Below are 16676 nucleotides of genomic sequence, written 5' to 3'. Positions count from 1 at the left end.
CAATCCTCCATGACCCGCTTACTACTGACGATCACCTTGCTCTGCGCCAGCGCCGCCGGCCACGCGCAAGTCTACAAATGGGCCGACGCCCAAGGCCGCATCCATTACACCGACAACAAGGACGATGCCGGCGACTTGCCCGTCGCCGAGTTGAAGATGAACGGCCAGCCGACCGTGCTGCCGGCGCCGCAGGCCCATGGCCCGACCTGGCAGCAGCGCGACGCCGAGTTCAAGCAGCGCCTGCAATACAAGCTGCTGGCGCCCGGCTTCCGTCCGCGCCGACAGGTCGCGCACGAGCAGGTGGGGGAGCGTCAGTCCTGACAACTGGTTGTGTGGGGGCGTGTGGCGCAAACACAGCAGGCTCCTTCATGTCGCTGGCATAGACGCGACCGCCGGGCTACAATCAACGCTCAAAGTTGTTTTTTGGATAACCTTTTGAAAGGGACTACCATGGCGACACCTGAGCAACTGGCGCAAGTGAAGGAAAATGTCAGCAACCTGATGGACCTGACCAACCATGTGCACGACTACATGCAGGACGTCCTCAGCGGGGTCTACCAGGAGCTGTCGCAGGATGCCTCGCCCGATCCTGGCCAGAAAGAACTGTCCACGTTCTTCACTGCGGTGTTCAGTTGTATCGGACTGCTGGATTTTCCAGGCGCGGGTATATTCGGCACCTTCCTCGGCACTTTCTTCGGCGCTTACTCTGGCCCGGACGAGCCGCCCAGCCTGAAATCCACGTTTGGCTCGCTGTGGCTGCGCATGAACCAGACCTTCCTGCAGGCCAATGACGATCTGTCGCTCATCCATGCCGATCCGGCCGCGTACTGGAACAAGAGTTATATCAATCCGCTGAATCAGCATAGCGCGCCGGTCTCCAGCTTGGGCGATCCCAAAGTGACCCTGCCTGCCAAGTCCGATCCGAAATTCCAGCAAATAACAGACGCCATCATCAACAAGTCCTGGTATGAAACGACGCGCACCACCATCGGCCAGAAGTTCTATATCGCGCTGGTCACTACTGAACCGGCGGACCCGTTTCTGGCTGGGGAGACCGACGCCCAATTCGCGCAGTTCGGCGCTGACAGCATCGGCAAAAAAACGTACAGCTATTTCGCGTCACGCCACGCCTTTACTAAAAATTGCTGCGGTGATCCTTTGGACGGCATACAGTACTCGCAATTCGGCCTCAGGACGTCGAATGGATGGGCAGCGCCGGATCTGTGCGCGTGGCTGTTCCGAGACAACCAGTTTGGTACGGTTACCAATCCGCTAGGCATTGCAAACCGTTTCGAGGTGTTTACCCAATGGGAAATTCCGGGAAGCGATTTGATACTAAACTGGCCTGGCTCCGTCTGGTCCGAGGCCCCGGCCGCCTTGTCGCCGCAAGATCAGGAGCATGCCCAAGCCTGGAACCGCCTGCTCGAAGGCACGTCCCGGCAGGAACTGGAGAAGCGACTGATACGTAAATTCTACGCAGACCCTGCCTTCGCCCATGCACTGATCAGCGAGCCGGAAAAGGCCATCGCGGCGGAATTAGGTGTGGAACTGCCATCGCTCGTCAAGGTCGAAGTACTGCGCGAAACGCCCGGCAACTACAAGCTGGTCATCCCGACTGTTGGCCTTGCCGCTTATCTCGCGCCGTAAGCATGGTCCAGAGCTCCGCTTCGCTAAAATGAGAACAGGAGGTGCGTATGACTATCCATCTTGATCATTTGTTGATACCCGTGCGCGACAAGATCGCCGCGGCCAAGCAGCTGGCGGAACTGCTGGGCGTGCCCTGGTCGAGCACCGGCGTAGGACCCTTCGCGCCGGTGTTCGTCAGCGACAGCCTGACCATCGACTTCGACCAGTGGCCGGAACCCATCCCGCTACAGCACTATTGCTTCCGCGTCGCGCAGGCGGACTTCGACGCCATCCTCGGCCGCATCAAGGCCGCCGGCATCCCTTACCGCAGCTCGGTGTTTGCGGACAACGACAACCAGGTCGGCAGCTACAACGGCGGCAGCATCGTCTACTGGAACCAGCCCGACGGCCACCAGTGGGAAATCCTCACCGTCAGCTACGCCCGCCCCGAGGCTTGAGCAAAAAACCGTCGCGGCGTGTATGCTGGCGGGCCGGGCCCGCGTGTCGCGAGGCCGGTTTTTCGGAGGGGCGCGCTTGAAAACGATAGGCCTGATAGGCGGCATGAGCTGGGAATCGACGGTACCTTACTACCGCCAGATTAACGAGACGGTGAAGCAGCACCTGGGCGGCCTGCATTCGGCCAAGGTGGTGCTGTACAGCGTGGACTTCCACGACATCGAACGCCTGCAGCACGCGGGCGACTGGGACGCCGCCGGCGCCGTGCTGGCCGATGCGGCGCGTTCGCTGCGCGCGGCCGGCGCGGATTTCCTGGTCCTGTGCACCAACACCATGCACAAGGTGGCGCCCGCCATCGAGGCGGCGGTGGACATTCCGCTGTTCCACATCGCCGACCCGACCGCCGCTGAAATCCAGCACGCCGGCCTGCGCAAGATCGGCCTGCTGGGTACGCGCTTCACGATGGAGCAGGCGTTCTACAAGGACCGCCTGCGCGAGCATCACGGCCTCGACGTGGTGGTACCGGCGCAGCACGACCGCGACATCGTCCACCGCATCATCTACGAAGAACTGTGCCTGGGCCGCATCGTCGACAGTTCGCGCGACGAATACCGCCGCATCATCGCCGGCTTGGTGGAGCAGGGCGCGCAGGCTATCATTCTGGGCTGCACCGAAATCTCGCTGCTGGTCGCGCAGCGGGACGCCGCCGTGCCGCTGTTCGACACCACCGCCATCCACGCGCGCAAGGCCGCCGAGTGGGCGCTGGCTTAGGCTTAACTATTGGAGAAAACATGAAATTAATCGGGATGCTGGATTCGCCCTATGTGCGCCGCGTGGCCGTCACGCTGCAGTTGATGGGCGTGCGCTTCGAACACCAATCGCTGTCGGTGTTCAGCACCTACGAGCAATTCCGCCAGATCAATCCGGTGGTCAAGGCGCCGACCCTGGTGGCCGACGACGGCACCGTGCTGATGGACTCGACGCTGATCGTGCAGTACGCGGAAGCGCTGGCCATGCCGGCCAGCCGCCTGACGCCGTCGATGCCGACCGAACTGATGCGCTCACTGCGCGTGCTGGGGCTGGCGCTGGCCGCCTGCGACAAGGGCGTGCAACTGGTGTACGAGCGCATGGTGCGTCCCGCCGAGAAGCTGCATCAGCCGTGGGTGGACCGTGTCACCGCGCAGATGCTGTCGGCCTTCGATGCGCTGGAGGCCGAGCTGGGCGCGCATCCGCTGTCGGTGGCGGCGCTCGACCATGCCGGCGTAATGACGGCCGTCACCTGGCACTTCATGCAGCAGATGCTGCCGGAAGTGGTCGACGCATCCCGCTATCCGCTGCAGGCAGAGTTCTCGCGCCAGGCCGAAGCGCTGCCTGCCTTCCAGGCCGCGCCGCACGGCGACACCACCTATATCGCTTGAAAAACATGCCCATCTCCAGCTATCTCAACACCAGCCCCGTCCTCGGCGAAAACATTTATCTGCACGCCTCCGCGCAAGTGATAGGCGACGTGCGCATCGGCCGCGACAGCTCGGTCTGGTGCAACACCGTGCTGCGCGGCGACGTCAACCGCATCGTCATCGGCGAGTGCAGCAATGTGCAGGATTTCGCCATGGGCCACGTCTCGCACAAGAACGCCGCCAAGCCGGACGGTTCGCCGCTCGTCATCGGCGATTATGTGACCATCGGCCACTCGGTGCTGCTGCACGGCTGCACCATCGGCAATGAGTGCCTGATCGGCATGGGCTCCATCATCATGGACGACGTCGTCGTGCAGGACCAGGTGATGGTCGGCGCGGGCAGCCTGGTCTCGCCGGGCAAGGTGCTGGAAAGCGGCCACCTCTACGTCGGCCGTCCGGCGCAGAAGGTCAGGGCGCTGACCGCCGAAGAAATCGCTTATCTGAAATATTCGGCGGAGCACTATGTCCGCGTGAAGAACAACTACCTGGCGGCTTGATAGTTATCGGCCCGCAGTTTCTGGCTGGCCCAATAACCATAGTCGACATCGATGTTCTCCAGCAGCGCCACGAAGTCCGTGGCCTGGCTGGCCACCAGTTCGGCCGATTGCGACACCAGGTTGCTCTGCTTCTCCACCAGCTTGGACATGGTGTTGGCTTGCCGCAGCTGTCCATAATCGTCGATCAGGATGGCGCAGCCCTTGTGCCAGTTCTGATGCTGCACATACAGCCGCTGCATGATGGCCGCCTGCAGCTGCGTCCATTCACTCCAGACGACCGGATCCCATAGCCGCGTGACCAGCGCCATCGAGACGGCGCTGTTGTTGACCAGGTGCGTGGCGTCTTTTTGCAGCAGCCTTTGCGCGGTCATGGCGTGCGCCAGGGGCGCTATCGCGTTCGATGCGATGGCTGCGGATTCGGCGGCGATGCCTGCTGTATCCCCATGCAGGCTGGTCGAGACGGGAAATTTGCTCATTGGATTCTCCTTGGTCGCTCAAGCGCACAGGCGGTCGAGCATGGCGTGTATCGCCTTGATCTGCACCGCGTGGCGCGAATAGTACGGCGACGCGGCGTCCTTGTTGCTGTATCCCCACCAATCCCAGCAGCCGTCCGGATTCTGGATGGCGCCGTTGTCCGTGCCTTCGGCTTGCGGATAGAGCACGATGATGTCGTTGCTCTCGGCGATGTTGTTGTAGCCCGTGGTCGTGATGTAGCGGTTGCCGTACGGCGGCTGGTTGGCGATGTCCGCGCGGCCGTTGACGTAGTCGGTGTAGTTGTAGCCCTGCTTGCAGCCGTGCAGCGCGATATGAACGCGCGGCGCCTTCACCGCGCCTTCCAGCACTCTGGATGGAATGTAGGCGTAGCCGAAGCGGCTCATGCTGGCCCACGGCGCATCCTCGCCGAGGAACTCCGATTGATCGAAACGCAGCAGCTGGCCGTTGGCTTGCGCTGCCGGTGCTTTCAGATCGCCGTAGATATGGCGCAGGATGTCGTGGGATTGCATGAAGCCGCCGTTGTTGATGTACGGCGGCTGGTTGGTCTGCAATTCCGAATCTTCGGGATTGTCCGTGATGATGCTGTGGCCTGCCGGCACGTCGTCGTGATAGGCGATGTTGTCCCTCTTCACGCCCAGCATTTCGTAGAACTGGCGGGTTCTCTCCACCACGTCGGAATAGACCACGTCATCCTGGCTGCCGGTGAAGATGTAGAGCCGGTCGTCGGCGAGGTTGGCGATGTCGTCGATCAGGCCGGCCTGGGCGGTTTCGCGCGCCATCTCGACCAGGCGTTGCGCGTCGGGACCGGTTTGCGGGATCAGCGGGTTCATGCAGATGTACAGGGAGTTCTCGATGCGGGCGTCTTCCGCCGTCACCAGCCCGGCGGGCTGGTAGGTCTCGGCACAGCGGAACGGCCCGCCCGCGATGATGCCCGCGCCTGCAAAGCTGGCCGAACGGGCCAGGTGCAACTGCACGGTCATGAAGGCGCCGGACGACAGGCCGGAGATGGAGTTGTTTCCTTTTGACGCCGCATACGATCCGAGTTGAACGATTTTCCCGTCTGCACTAGCAACCATCGTGGACCTCCTGTCGTGAATTTTTCGGGGGATTTGGCCTGTAGCTGCCGGCCGGGTGGAAGCGGTATTCTGCGTGCGCCTCACGGCGGACTCTTGAGCTTTATCAAGATACCTGAAGAACGGAAAGATGCAATAAGAATAATGTTTAACTTTTATCTAGCAATGCGGTCGCGGATTCTCACCACGCCGCCGCTTGTAAATGAGAATCATTATTGTTAGAATGTATTTTTGCCAGCAATCGCCGTAGGTCCGAGAGCCAGCCGTCACCCCCCACTCTTGGAATTCTATGGCCGCTATCATTTCGGGCGCCCGGCATACGGCCGCGCCTTTGTCTCCCCACGCCGTGACACTGGCGGTGCGATCCGCCTTGCTGACCTTGCTGGGCGCCGCGCTGCTGCCTGCCGCCTATGCCAACAACGCCGCCAACGCCACCAACGCCACCAACGCCGCCGACGCGCCCGCCGCATCCGTGGCACTGGGCGAGATCCTGGTCAAAGCCAAACGCGACGACAGCAGCAACACCCGCAGCGGCGCCACCATCGTCATCGGCGCCGAGCAGATCGGCCAGAACAACGCCATCGACATGGCCAATCTCGCCCGCTACGCGCCGCTGGTCAGCGTGCCGACGGCGGCCAGCGGCTCCGGCAATATCTGGGATGGCGCCGGCAATACCGGCATCAACATCCGTGGCGCCGAAGGCAACCGCGTCAGCCTGGAGCTGGACGGCATCGCGCTGCCGGACGCCGCACCCAAGCCGGACGGCAACTCCACCAACGCCTTCGGCATCGGCCGCGACTACTTCGATCCCGAAACCTTCCGCGAAGTGCGCATCGGTTCCGGCACCAGCCCGGCCGGCGCAGGCACGCCCGGCATCGGCGGTTCGGTATCGTTCATCACCAAGACGCCGGAAGAGTACCTGACCACCCGCAAGCTCTACGCCGACTACAAGGCGGGCTACACCTCCGACCGTGGCGCCCGCGTGCATGCGGTGACGGCGGCGGCCACGCTGAGCGACAAACTGAAGGGCCTGATCGTCGGCGTGCACCGCGCCGGCGACGAAGGCAAGAGCCGAGGCAATGTCGCACTGAATCCCGACGACTGGACTTCCGACGCCGTACTGGCCAAGCTGAACTGGACGCTGAGCGGCAACCAGAAACTCGGCTTCACCGTCGACAACTACAAATCCACGCACGACCGCGTCTACGCCAACAAGCTGGGCCCGTCGTATCCGGAAGGCGCGGCGCAGAACTCGCGCACCGAGCGCAGCCGCTACAGCATCGAGCACCACTACACGCCGGGCTCCGGCCTGCTGTTCGATACGCTCGACACCCGCGCCTACACGCAGAACGCCTCGGTGGTCGACCTGACCCGCGCCAGCTACATCACCGGCAGCCAGCCTTACCTGCGCAACATCACGACCGGCTTCTACAACAACAGCAAGGGCCTGGCGGCGGACGCCACCAAGCAGCTGGACGCGAACAGCCTGCTGAGCTACGGCATCAGCTACGAGCAGCAGGAGAGCCGTCGTCCATGGCAGGAAGACCGCACCGTCATCAAGACCGGCGCGCACCAGATCACCATGAAGAACCGCATGGCCGACATGGACACCGACAAGCTGGCGGCCTATCTGCGCGGCGAGTTCGGCTTCGCGATGCTGGGCCACCAGGCCACGCTGACGCCCGGCCTGCGCGGCGAGCAGCGCAAGCTGCATCCGAAAAACCTGGAGGCGTACTTCATCGCCGTGCCAAGCGCGGCCAGGGAAATCAAGGATGAAACCGATTCCTTCTTCACGCCCAGCCTGAACCTGTCGGTCGAGCTGACACCGGGCTTCAGCGCCTATGCGCAGTACAGCCGTGGCACCCGCCTGCCGACCGCGGCCGAGCGCACCGGCACCTACGATTCGTTCACCTACACCGCCGCCGGCAATGCCTACGCCGTGATGGGCAATCCGAACCTGAAGAAGGAAACCAGCAACGCCTTCGACATCGGCCTGAAAGGCGCGCCGGTTCCGGGCGTGGAATTGAGCACCTCGGTGTTCTACACCAGCTACAGCAACATGATCGAGTACGCCGCGCAGCCGCTGGACCCGGTCAACTATCCGACCATCACCTTCGGCCTGTTCCGTCCGGAGAACATCGGCAAGGCCAACACCAAGGGCATAGAAGTCAGCGGCCGTTTCCAACTGGGCCAGTGGTTGGCGCCGATGAAGGGTTACAGCGTGGCGCTGGCCGGCGGCATCTCGCAGGGCACGGCGGAAAACCGCACGACCGGCAAGAAAGCCGATTTGCCGTCGGTGCAGCCGTACAAGGCCAACGCCGTGTTCGCTTATGACGATCCGGCATTGCGTGGCGGCGCGGCCTTCGCGGTCAGCACCGTGCGCGGCAAGAAGGCCGCCGATGACGTGATCTCCGACACCAGCGCCGCGCGCTTCAACGTTCCGGGTTCGACCGTGATGGACTTCACGGCCTACTGGAACATCGGCAAGCACGTGGTCCTGAACGCCGGCGTCTACAACCTCGGCGACAAGAAGTACTGGGATTACGCTTCGGCGCGCAGCCTGCCGGTCGGCACCACCACCGCCACGCTGGCCGATATCGAACGCTATGTCCGTCCGGGCCGCAACTACGCGGTCAACCTCAAAGTGATCTACTAAGGAGTTACCCATGAAAGCTCACCACCGCTTTGCCCTGGCGCTGACCGGCGCCCTGTTGCTGAACTATCTGCCAGCGGGCGCCGCCAGCCTGTCCGAACGCTACGATGCGCTGCGCACCAGCCAGCCCCGTCTGCAAGCACGCGACGCCGCCAAGACCTTGAACGTGTCCGAAGCCGACCTGCTGGCGATCGGCATCGGCAAGACCGTCACCCGTTTGCAGGAAGGGGAGAACGTGCCGCGTGAAATCATGCGCCGCGCGCTGGACCTGGGCACGGTGATGGCGCTGACGCGCAACGAGAACGGCGTGCTGGAACGCACCGGCGTCGCCACCAAACTCAAGCCGCAGGAAGAAATCACCGGCCTCGACGCCGACAAGGAAAAGGAACGCGAAGCCCGCCTGCGCAACATCGCCGGCGGCTACCTGGGCGGCGAGATCGACATGCGCTTCACCTTCAAGAACTGGAAGTATGCGTTCGCCGTCGTCCAGCCGGGCAAGGACGGCGTGGTGTCGCGCAGCCTGCAATTCTTCGATGCCCACGGCGACGCCGTGCACAAGGTCTACGTGAAGAGCGAGGCCGGCGTGCCGGTGTTCGACAAGCTGGTGGCGGACTTCCGCAACCCGGTGCAAAGCGCGGACCTGAAGGTGACGGCGGCGCCGGCCAAGACGGCCGAGAAACCGGACAGCGCCATCGACGTCAAGGAATACCAGCTGGCCTGGAACGAGCTGACCGATGTGCACCAGTTCAACCGCCTGCTGGGCGAGTTCGGCCTGACGCGCGAACAGGCGATGCGCTTGGCGCCGGCCAGTTCCGTGCAGCGCGTGACGCCGCTGGCGGTGCGCCAGCTGCTGGAAGAGTCGGCCAAGCAGAAGCTGGAGATCATGGCCTTCCTCGGCAACGAGGCGGCGATCCAGATCTACAGCGGCAAGGTCGGCAAGGTGCAGGAAGCGGGCGGCTGGTTCAACGTGCTGGACCCTGAATTCAATCTGCACCTGCGCGACAACGCCTTCAACAGCGGCTACGTGATCAAGCGCGCCGGCGTGACGTCGGTGGAATTCTTCGACAAGAATGGCGAGCTGGTGGTGAGCTTCTTCGGCGTCCGCGAGCGCAACAAGCCGCAGCCGCAAAGCTGGGTCGACATGACGGCCGCGCTGCCCAAGGCCGGTGCCGATCGCCGCTGATCAGTAGAAATAGAACGAACTTGCATGCGAAAAGCCAGCTGTGGCTTTTCGCGCAGGTCGGAAAGTAACTGTTGATTTTTCAACTGGACGATGTCAAATTGAATACATTATAAAAAATGCATGGAGACCGGAATGAAATTGCTGCCCGTCGTCAGTGTGCTGCTTTCCGTATTGCTGGCCGGCCCCGCCGCCGCCGATGAAACCTGCAACTCGCCCTACATGGCCAACCTGATCAAGGGCCAGGAGGACTACGTCCATGTCTGGACGCTGGGCATCGCGGGCGTCGGCAATGGCCAGGACAAGCTGGTGACGATAGACGTCAACCCGGCCTCGCCGACATACGGCAAGGTGATCCACTCGCTGTCGGTGCCGGGACGCGGCGACGCCCACCATGTCGGCTTCACCGAAGACCGCAAATACCTGTGGGCAGGGCGGCTGCAGGACAGCAAGATCTTCGTGTTCGACGTCGGCACCGACCCGGCCCATCCCAAGCTGGTGAAGACCATCAACGACGTGGTCGACAAGAGCGGCTTCGTCGGCCCGCACACCTTCTACGCGCTGCCGGGGCGGATGCTGGTCGGCTTCCTGTCGAACCCGCGCGACATGGGCGGCGCCACCGGCATGGCGGTCTACAACAACAAGGGCGACGTGGTGGCCCGCTACCCCAACCCGACCGACAAGATCGGCGACGTGCAGGGCGACGGCTACGGCTACGACCTGGCGATCAATCCCGGCCGCAACGCCATGCTGACCTCCAGCTTCACCGGCTACAACAACTACCGCACCGACCTGGGCAAGCTGATCAAGGATCCGGCGGCCATGCAGAAATTCGGCAACACCATGGTGCTGTGGGATTTCAAGGCCATGAAGCCGCAGCAGATCTTCAGCACCCCGGGCGCGCCATTGGAAGTACGCTGGTCGCAGGCCCCGGGCGACAACTGGGCGATCACCGCCACCGCATTGACCTCCAAGCTGTGGCTGGTCCGGCCCGATGCCGACGGTCGTTGGCAGGCGCGCGACGTTGGCCCGATAGGCGATCCGGCCAAGGTTCCGCTGCCGGTCGACATGTCGATCACGGCCGACGGCAAGGGTTTGTGGGTCAACACCTTCATGGATGGCAAGACCCGCTTGTTCGACCTGAGCAATCCTGAAGCGCCGCGCCAGGTCTATGAGAAAGTCACCGGCAAGCACGTCAACATGGTCAGCCAGAGCTGGGACGGCAAGCGCCTGTACATCACCACCAGCCTGCTTGAACACTGGGACCTGGACAACGACGACCATTTCATCAAGCTCTTCCACTGGGATGGCCGCGAGTTGAGCCAGCAATGGAAGATCGATTTCTACAAGGAGAAGCTGGGCCGTCCGCATCACATGAAGTTCAGCGCGAAGCCGGCTCCCAATGTGGCGTCGATACGCTGACATCTGGGCGCTGCTGCCGCTGCTGCTGTTGAGCGGAACGGATGGCGCGCGGCTGGCCGGCGCGGCGCAGCGGCCGGCGGCCGTGCCGCCGCAACCGATCGTGCCCGCCGCCGGCAGCTACCACCTGCCGGTGATCCAGCAGGGGCCGCGCGGCACAGTGCTCGACAGCGACGGCCGCGACATGCCGCTGGAACGCTACACCACCGGCCGTGTCACGTTGCTCAATTTCATGTACACCTATTGCAGTGATCCGACCGCGTGTCCGGCGTTGTTCGCCACCTTGCATGGCTTGCGCGAGCGCTTGCTCAACACGCCTGCGATGGCGCGGCGGGTGCAGTTCGCCAGTGTGTCCTTCGACCCCGTCAACGATACGCCGGAGGCGATGCGCCTCTACGGTGGCGCGCTGGGCAGCGCCGGCCAGCCCTTGCGCTGGCACTTCCTGACTTCGCGCTCGGTGGAGAAGCTGCAACCCATCCTCGACGATCTGGGGCAGAGCACGTCGGTGCAGCTCGACGCACAAGGCAAGCCGACGCGCTTGTACTACCACCAGGTCAAGCTGTTCCTGCTCGACCGCCAGGGGAGGGTGCGCGAGATCTACAGTCCAGCCTTCCTGCAGCTCGAGCTGATCTACCGCGATATCCAGACACTGCTGCTGGAAAAGGACACCGCCCAGGCGGCGGCCGGCCGGCGGCGGTACTAGCGGCCATGTTGACGCACAGCCCCATGTCGGCCAGGCATTCGGTGGTCATCGTCGGCGGCGGCGCGGCCGGCATCGCCACGGCGGCCAGCCTGCTGGCGCGGCAGCCCGGGCTGGATGTCGCCATCGTCGAACCGGGCGACATCCACTACTACCAGCCCGGCTGGACGCTGGTGGGCGGCGGCGCGATGCGCAGCGCCGCCACGGCCCGGCCGATGGAGAGGGCCATGCCGCGCGGCGCGCGCTGGATCAGGGCGGCGGTGGCCGGCTTCGCGCCGCAGCGCGACGCCGTCGTGCTGGCCGACGGCGGCATGCTGCACTACAGCCAGCTGGTGGTGTGCCCCGGCCTGAAGCTGGACTGGGACGCCATAGCCGGACTGTCGGAGACGCTGGGCCGCAACGGCGTCACCTCGAACTACCTGTACCGGCTGGCGCCCTACACCTGGCAGATGGTGCGGCAGCTGCGCGGCGGCCGCGCGCTGTTCACCCAGCCGGCCATGCCGATCAAGTGCGCGGGCGCGCCGCAAAAGGCGATGTACCTGGCGGCCGACCACTGGCGCCGCAACGGCGTGCTGGGCGATATCGAAATTGAATTCTGCAGCGCCGGCGCGGTGCTGTTCGGCGTTGCGGATTATGTGCCGGCGTTGATGGAGTATGTCGACGCTTATGGCATCGACCTGCGTTTCGGTCACACGCTGGTCGCAGTGGACGGCGCTGCCAGGACGGCGACCTTCCGCCGCGCCTTGCCGGATGGCGGCAGCGAGGAAATCCAGCGCGGCTTCGACCTGCTGCACGTGGTGCCGCCGCAGACGCCGCCCGATTTCATACGCGGCAGCCTGCTGGCCGATGCGGGCGGCTGGCTCGACGTTGATCCGGCCACGCTGATGCACAAGCAATGGGGCAACATCCACGCGCTGGGCGACGTCGTCAACTGCGGCAACGCCAAGACCGTCGCCGCCGCCCGCCGCCAGGCGCCGGTGGTGGCGCACAATGTATTGGCCGCGCTGCGCGGCGTCAAGCGCGGGGCGCGAGGCCTGGCGCGCTATGACGGCTACGGCGCCTGCCCGCTGACGGTAGCGCGCGGCAAGGTGGTGCTGGCCGAATTTTGCTACGGCGGCCGCTTGTCGCCCAGTCTGCCCGGCTGGCTGATCGACGGCACCCGCCCGTCGCGGCTGGCCTGGCTGCTCAAACGGCATGTGCTGCCGCCCTTGTACTGGCGGGCCATGCTGAAGGGGCGGGAGTGGTTGGCCGGGCCGGACATCGATTGCATTTAAATCAATACTTGGCTATGCTGCGCTCTCCATTGAATCAAGGACAATTCCATGTGGACACATGTAGCAAGCATAGAAACAAGCGCCACGCCGGCGGCCGTCTGGGCGTTGTGGTCCGACGTCGCCGGCTGGAAGCAGTGGAACGCCGGCATCGTTAATATCGAACTGCACGGACCGTTCGCCGACGGCACGCGCTTCACGATGCAGGTGCCGGGCGACGACATCTTCACCAGCACCCTGTTGACCGTGCGCGAGAACCAGGAGTTCACCGACGAGACCGTCATCGACGGCAACCGCGTGCTGGTGTTCCACCGCATCGAAGCGCTGCCGTCCGGCCTCACGCGCATCAGCTACAGCACCGAGATCACCGGCCCGCAGGAAGCGGAATTCGGGCCGATGGTGGTGGGCGATTTCCCCGACGTGCTGGTGGCGCTGAAGCGCCATGTGGAAATCCGCGACGCCGAGGAACAGCTACGTCTGGCCATGCAGGCGTCGGACGTGGCGGCGCTGGACCGCATCCTGGCGGAGGATTTGCTCTTCACCAACCACATGGGACAGATCATCGACAAGGCGCAAGACCTGGAGCTGCACCGTTCCGGCACGCTGCGTTTGCGCAGCGTGGAAACGGTCGAGCTGAAAGTGCTGGGCGGCGCTGCGCTGCCGATGACGTCCATCCTCGTCAAGCTCGGCGGCCAGTACGGCGGTCAGGGCTTCGACACCTTGCTGCGCTTCACCCGCATCTGGCGGCAGGCGGACAACGGCGCGTGGCAATTGGCCGTCGTCCACAGCAGCCCCGTGCTTCAGTAGGCGTAGCTGACGTAGACCGCGGCGGTAGGACTGGTCTTGCGCTCGGTGAGCGGGCTGCGCGAGGCTTCGCGCAGCAGATGGGTGGCGCCCACCATCGTGGTGATGCCCCATTTCTGGTCGAGCTTGTGCTGCCATGTCAGCATGACGTTGGCTTCGTACAGGCCGGACTTCGCCTGGTAAGCCTTGAACTTGGACGTGCTCGCCTGCTTGGCGGTGACGCCGTAGTAGGTCTGCGCGTATTTGCTGTCGGCAAAGCCGGCCCCGACGCCCAGCGAAATCTGATCTTTGGGAGCATCCAGCAAATGCGCGGTTATGCCGGTGTGGAAGGTCTTGCCGTTCTCGCGCTGCGACAGCGGGATGTCGGCGCTGACGTTCAACTCCAGCAAAGGGATCGGCTTGTAGCCCAGGCTCAGCATGGCGTTGGCGCTGCCCTTGATGTCGCCCATGCCCTTCAGGTTGGCGCTGCCGGTGTTGCCGAACAATCCTTTCTCATTCTTTTCCTTGCGGTCGCCGCGATAGCCCAGCGCCGCGCTGTAGGTCAACGGGCCGCCTTCGCCGCCGTAGCCGATGCCGCGCAGGGTGCTGGCGAAGAAGCCGCTGGCGTGGCTGTAGTCGATCAGGATCACCGGTGCGACGGCGTTCTGCTTGGAACCGGAGTAGCGCGCACCGGCGGCCACGCCGCCACCGAGCATGAGTTGGCTGTCGTCGGCCGCAACGGCCAGGGTGGGCAGCAGCAGGCAGGCGGCTGCAGCGGAGATCAGGCGTAAATTCATGGTGAAGTCCATTCAAAAGTAGTACCGGAGCCCCAATGGCCCGGTAAACTGCGTGCAGTATGTTCAACACGCATGAAGGCAATCTGAGCCTTTGATGAAGAAAGCATGAAGACGGGTCTTTAGCTCATCTTCAGATTCGGATGGTCTAATACCGCCTATGAAAATCCTGCTGATAGAAGACGACCTGGACCTGGGCAACGGCGTGCGCATCGCGCTGTCGGAGCAGGGCATGGACGTGGTCTGGGTGCGCACCCTGGACGACGCCTCACGCAGCCTGGCGCATGATGGTTGCGACCTGGTGCTGCTCGACCTGGGCCTGCCGGACGGCGACGGCCTGACCCTGCTCGCCCAGTTGCGTCGCAATCCGGTGCAGGGCGACAGCGGCGGCCTGCCGGTGCTCATCCTCAGCGCGCGCGATACGCTGGATGACCGCTTGTCCGGCCTCGACCGGGGCGCCGACGATTACCTGGTCAAACCCTTCGTGCTGGCCGAGCTGCTGTCGCGGGTGCGCGCGCTGGCGCGGCGCAGCTACGGCTTCGACGGCGAGACCATCGAGGTGCGCGGCCTGGTGCTGCATGCGCCGACGCGGCGCGTCAGCGTCGGCGGGCGCACCGTGGAGCTGACCGCCAGCGAATACGCGCTGCTCAAGATGTTGATGATGCGTACCGACCGCGTGCTGACGCGGCGCGTGCTGGAGGAACAAACGCTGCCGGGCAGCCAGACCAACGCCAGCAACACGCTGGACGTGCACATGGCCAACCTGCGGCGCAAGATAGGCGAGGGCTATATCCGCACCGTGCGCGGCATTGGCTACGTGATCGACCAGCAGGCGCGCGGCGGTGCCGCGTGATTCTGCTGCGGCGCCTGTGGCGCGTGGTCGCCGAGCCGACGCTGGTGCGGCGGCTGATGGTGGTGCAGGTGGCGCTGGTGCTGGTGATGTGGGGCGGCGTGATCGCCCTGATCATTTATGAGGGCGGCGACAGCATCAGCTATCTGAGTTCGCCCAAGTCGTTCGATGCGGTCTTCAGCGTGGCCGAGAACCTGGCCAGCCAGCCGGCGCTGCAGCAAAAAATCCTGCTCGCCTTCGACGACGCGCAGCGCGAAGATTTCGATGCCAGCGGGTTGCATTCCCTGGGGCCGATGCTGATGGTCTGGCAGGGCGGGCGCCTGATCTACCTATCCAAGGGGGCCTTTCCCGGCCTGCGCGGCAAGGGCTTGGACGAGCTGGAGACCGTGTATCTTCAAGGCGAACGCTACCGCGCACGCAGCATGCGCTCGCACCGCTCGGACACCCTGGTGACATTGGCGGCGCCGGTCGGTTGGATGAATTTATTCATGAAGATCAATTCCCGCGGCTACTTCCTGTTGCCTTTGCTGATCAGCTTGCCGCTCCTGCCCTTGCCGGCATGGTGGTCGATCCGCATCGCGATGCGGCCTTGGCGGCGGGTGGCGCAGGAGGTGGCGGCACGCGGCCCGCATGATCTGACGCCCCTGCATTTCAGGCCGCCGCACCGCGAGCTGGCGGCGATGGTCGACAGCGTCAACGCCTTGCTGCTGCGGGTCAGCCAGAGCGCGCTGCGCGAACGCAGCTTCATCGCCGACGCCGCGCACGAACTGCGCACGCCGCTGGCGGCCATGCGCGTCAATGCGGAAGCCTTGCAGGGACAGGACAACGGGCCGGTGCAGCGCGAGCTGTTGAACGGCATCCTCAGCAGCGGCAACCGCGCCGGGCGGCTGGTGGGGCAGCTGCTGCAGCTGATGCGCAGCGACGCCACCGGCGACGAGCCGCACGCGCCGCTGGCGCTGGACGCCTTGCTGCAGGACAGGCTGGCGGCCTTGTCGGGGCTGGCGTCGCGCGATGGCGTCGAGCTGGAGCTGTCGGTGGCCGAGCCGGTGAGCGTGATGGGGCAGCGCGAGAGCCTGGTGTCGCTGGTGGACAATCTGGTCGAGAACGCGATCAAGTATAGTCCGCCGCATGGCGTGGTCAGGGTGAGTTTGTCGCGGGCGGCGGGGCAGGCTTTGTTGACGGTGGAGGACCAGGGTCCGGGCATCGCGCCGGCGTTGCGCGTGCGCGTGTTCGACCGGTTTTTCCGCGATCCGCAGCAGACCAAGAGCGGCAGCGGCTTGGGGCTGGCGATTGCCGCCTCGGCGGCGGCCAGCCACGGCGGCCGCATCGAGCTGGGCGACGCACAGGGCGGCGGCCTGCTGGCGCAAGTACAGCTGCCGCTGGCGTAAATCCCGCTTTGATGGGGTCAAGTCTGACATTCGG

General features: G+C 64.3%; 17 protein-coding genes. 14 read left to right on the top strand and 3 right to left on the bottom strand.

Annotated elements, in window-relative coordinates; all coding sequences use genetic code 11:
• Window positions 1–9: 9 nt before the first annotated feature.
• From DUGA2_RS16470 to DUGA2_RS16445, 6 genes are all read left to right on the top strand, one after another.
• Window positions 10–321 (top strand): DUF4124 domain-containing protein, encoded by a 312-nt coding sequence (locus tag DUGA2_RS16470; protein WP_070270296.1) that lies wholly within the window; start codon window positions 10–12, stop codon window positions 319–321.
• Window positions 322–450: 129 nt separating this feature from the next.
• Window positions 451–1647: a hypothetical protein gene (locus DUGA2_RS33155; RefSeq protein WP_083296343.1), complete on the top strand. Its 1197-nt coding sequence runs from the start codon at window positions 451–453 to the stop codon at window positions 1645–1647.
• A gap of 47 nt (window positions 1648–1694) precedes the next feature.
• Entirely contained in the window at window positions 1695–2084 is a 390-nt protein-coding gene (locus DUGA2_RS16460) for a VOC family protein (protein ID WP_070270298.1), read from the top strand.
• A 76-nt stretch (window positions 2085–2160) separates the two neighbouring features.
• A complete protein-coding gene (locus DUGA2_RS16455; protein ID WP_070270299.1) occupies window positions 2161–2853 on the top strand; it encodes an aspartate/glutamate racemase family protein in 693 nt (230 codons plus the stop codon).
• A gap of 20 nt (window positions 2854–2873) precedes the next feature.
• Window positions 2874–3500 carry a glutathione S-transferase N-terminal domain-containing protein gene (locus DUGA2_RS16450; protein WP_070270301.1) on the top strand — a complete coding sequence of 209 codons (627 nt, stop codon included), beginning with the start codon at window positions 2874–2876 and terminating at the stop codon, window positions 3498–3500.
• Between the two features lie 5 nt (window positions 3501–3505).
• Window positions 3506–4036: a gamma carbonic anhydrase family protein gene (locus DUGA2_RS16445; RefSeq protein WP_070270517.1), complete on the top strand. Its 531-nt coding sequence runs from the start codon at window positions 3506–3508 to the stop codon at window positions 4034–4036.
• On the opposite strand, the gene DUGA2_RS16440 is transcribed toward DUGA2_RS16445, so the two are convergent.
• The gene (locus tag DUGA2_RS16440) at window positions 4021–4512 is read right to left on the bottom strand and encodes a hypothetical protein (RefSeq protein ID WP_070270303.1); all 492 of its coding nucleotides are present in this window, start codon (window positions 4510–4512) and stop codon (window positions 4021–4023) included. The genes DUGA2_RS16445 and DUGA2_RS16440 overlap by 16 nt on opposite strands.
• An 18-nt stretch (window positions 4513–4530) precedes the next feature.
• Window positions 4531–5607 carry a poly(3-hydroxybutyrate) depolymerase gene (locus DUGA2_RS16435; protein WP_070270305.1) on the bottom strand — a complete coding sequence of 359 codons (1077 nt, stop codon included), beginning with the start codon at window positions 5605–5607 and terminating at the stop codon, window positions 4531–4533.
• A 286-nt stretch (window positions 5608–5893) separates the two neighbouring features.
• Here DUGA2_RS16435 and DUGA2_RS16430 point away from each other — a divergent pair, with 286 nt between their 5' ends.
• The 6 genes from DUGA2_RS16430 to DUGA2_RS34520 all read left to right on the top strand — a co-directional run bounded on the left by DUGA2_RS16430 (window position 5894) and on the right by DUGA2_RS34520 (window position 13634).
• Complete coding sequence (locus DUGA2_RS16430; RefSeq protein ID WP_070270398.1) at window positions 5894–8260, top strand: TonB-dependent receptor domain-containing protein; 2367 nt, start codon at window positions 5894–5896, stop codon at window positions 8258–8260.
• Window positions 8261–8270: 10 nt separating this feature from the next.
• The gene (locus DUGA2_RS16425) at window positions 8271–9440 is read left to right on the top strand and encodes a hemin-degrading factor (protein ID WP_070270309.1); all 1170 of its coding nucleotides are present in this window, start codon (window positions 8271–8273) and stop codon (window positions 9438–9440) included.
• Between the two features lie 132 nt (window positions 9441–9572).
• Window positions 9573–10859, top strand: a complete 1287-nt coding sequence (locus DUGA2_RS16420) for a selenium-binding protein SBP56-related protein (protein WP_070270310.1) — start codon at window positions 9573–9575, stop codon at window positions 10857–10859.
• A complete protein-coding gene (locus tag DUGA2_RS16415; protein WP_070270312.1) occupies window positions 10840–11559 on the top strand; it encodes an SCO family protein in 720 nt (239 codons plus the stop codon). The genes DUGA2_RS16420 and DUGA2_RS16415 overlap by 20 nt, the downstream gene beginning before the upstream one ends.
• 5 nt (window positions 11560–11564) lie before the next feature.
• On the top strand, window positions 11565–12830 hold the full coding sequence (locus DUGA2_RS16410) for an FAD/NAD(P)-binding oxidoreductase (RefSeq protein ID WP_070270313.1): 1266 nt from the start codon (window positions 11565–11567) through the stop codon (window positions 12828–12830).
• 48 nt (window positions 12831–12878) lie between these two features.
• Window positions 12879–13634, top strand: a complete 756-nt coding sequence (locus DUGA2_RS34520; RefSeq protein WP_083296344.1) for a DUF4440 domain-containing protein — start codon at window positions 12879–12881, stop codon at window positions 13632–13634.
• On the opposite strand, the gene DUGA2_RS16395 is transcribed toward DUGA2_RS34520, so the two are convergent.
• Complete coding sequence (locus DUGA2_RS16395) at window positions 13628–14407, bottom strand: MipA/OmpV family protein (protein ID WP_168167798.1); 780 nt, start codon at window positions 14405–14407, stop codon at window positions 13628–13630. The genes DUGA2_RS34520 and DUGA2_RS16395 overlap by 7 nt on opposite strands.
• A gap of 157 nt (window positions 14408–14564) precedes the next feature.
• Between DUGA2_RS16395 and DUGA2_RS16390 the strand changes: the two genes are divergently transcribed.
• Both DUGA2_RS16390 and DUGA2_RS16385 read left to right on the top strand, forming a co-directional pair.
• Window positions 14565–15257 (top strand): response regulator, encoded by a 693-nt coding sequence (locus DUGA2_RS16390; protein WP_070270316.1) that lies wholly within the window; start codon window positions 14565–14567, stop codon window positions 15255–15257.
• Complete coding sequence (locus DUGA2_RS16385) at window positions 15254–16642, top strand: ATP-binding protein (protein WP_229214700.1); 1389 nt, start codon at window positions 15254–15256, stop codon at window positions 16640–16642. The genes DUGA2_RS16390 and DUGA2_RS16385 overlap by 4 nt, the downstream gene beginning before the upstream one ends.
• Window positions 16643–16676 lie beyond the last annotated feature (34 nt).

The organism is Duganella sp. HH101 (assembly GCF_001758795.1).
Taxonomy (GTDB): Bacteria; Pseudomonadota; Gammaproteobacteria; order Burkholderiales; family Burkholderiaceae_D; genus Rugamonas; species Rugamonas rivuli.
This window is presented reverse-complemented; position numbering and strand designations above follow the sequence as displayed.

Excerpts from the sequence above, each read along its gene's own strand:
- DUGA2_RS16470 (WP_070270296.1), top strand. The coding sequence starts at position 10 with ATGACCCGCTTACTACTGACGATCACCTTGCTCTGCGCCAGCGCCGCC.
- DUGA2_RS33155 (WP_083296343.1), top strand. The coding sequence starts at position 451 with ATGGCGACACCTGAGCAACTGGCGCAAGTGAAGGAAAATGTCAGCAAC.
- DUGA2_RS16460 (WP_070270298.1), top strand. The coding sequence starts at position 1,695 with ATGACTATCCATCTTGATCATTTGTTGATACCCGTGCGCGACAAGATC.
- DUGA2_RS16450 (WP_070270301.1), top strand. The coding sequence starts at position 2,874 with ATGAAATTAATCGGGATGCTGGATTCGCCCTATGTGCGCCGCGTGGCC.
- DUGA2_RS16445 (WP_070270517.1), top strand. The coding sequence starts at position 3,506 with ATGCCCATCTCCAGCTATCTCAACACCAGCCCCGTCCTCGGCGAAAAC.
- DUGA2_RS16440 (WP_070270303.1), bottom strand. The coding sequence starts at position 4,512 with ATGAGCAAATTTCCCGTCTCGACCAGCCTGCATGGGGATACAGCAGGC.
- DUGA2_RS16435 (WP_070270305.1), bottom strand. The coding sequence starts at position 5,607 with ATGGTTGCTAGTGCAGACGGGAAAATCGTTCAACTCGGATCGTATGCG.
- DUGA2_RS16430 (WP_070270398.1), top strand. The coding sequence starts at position 5,894 with ATGGCCGCTATCATTTCGGGCGCCCGGCATACGGCCGCGCCTTTGTCT.
- DUGA2_RS16425 (WP_070270309.1), top strand. The coding sequence starts at position 8,271 with ATGAAAGCTCACCACCGCTTTGCCCTGGCGCTGACCGGCGCCCTGTTG.
- DUGA2_RS16420 (WP_070270310.1), top strand. The coding sequence starts at position 9,573 with ATGAAATTGCTGCCCGTCGTCAGTGTGCTGCTTTCCGTATTGCTGGCC.
- DUGA2_RS16415 (WP_070270312.1), top strand. The coding sequence starts at position 10,840 with ATGTGGCGTCGATACGCTGACATCTGGGCGCTGCTGCCGCTGCTGCTG.
- DUGA2_RS16410 (WP_070270313.1), top strand. The coding sequence starts at position 11,565 with ATGTTGACGCACAGCCCCATGTCGGCCAGGCATTCGGTGGTCATCGTC.
- DUGA2_RS34520 (WP_083296344.1), top strand. The coding sequence starts at position 12,879 with ATGTGGACACATGTAGCAAGCATAGAAACAAGCGCCACGCCGGCGGCC.
- DUGA2_RS16395 (WP_168167798.1), bottom strand. The coding sequence starts at position 14,407 with ATGAATTTACGCCTGATCTCCGCTGCAGCCGCCTGCCTGCTGCTGCCC.
- DUGA2_RS16390 (WP_070270316.1), top strand. The coding sequence starts at position 14,565 with ATGAAAATCCTGCTGATAGAAGACGACCTGGACCTGGGCAACGGCGTG.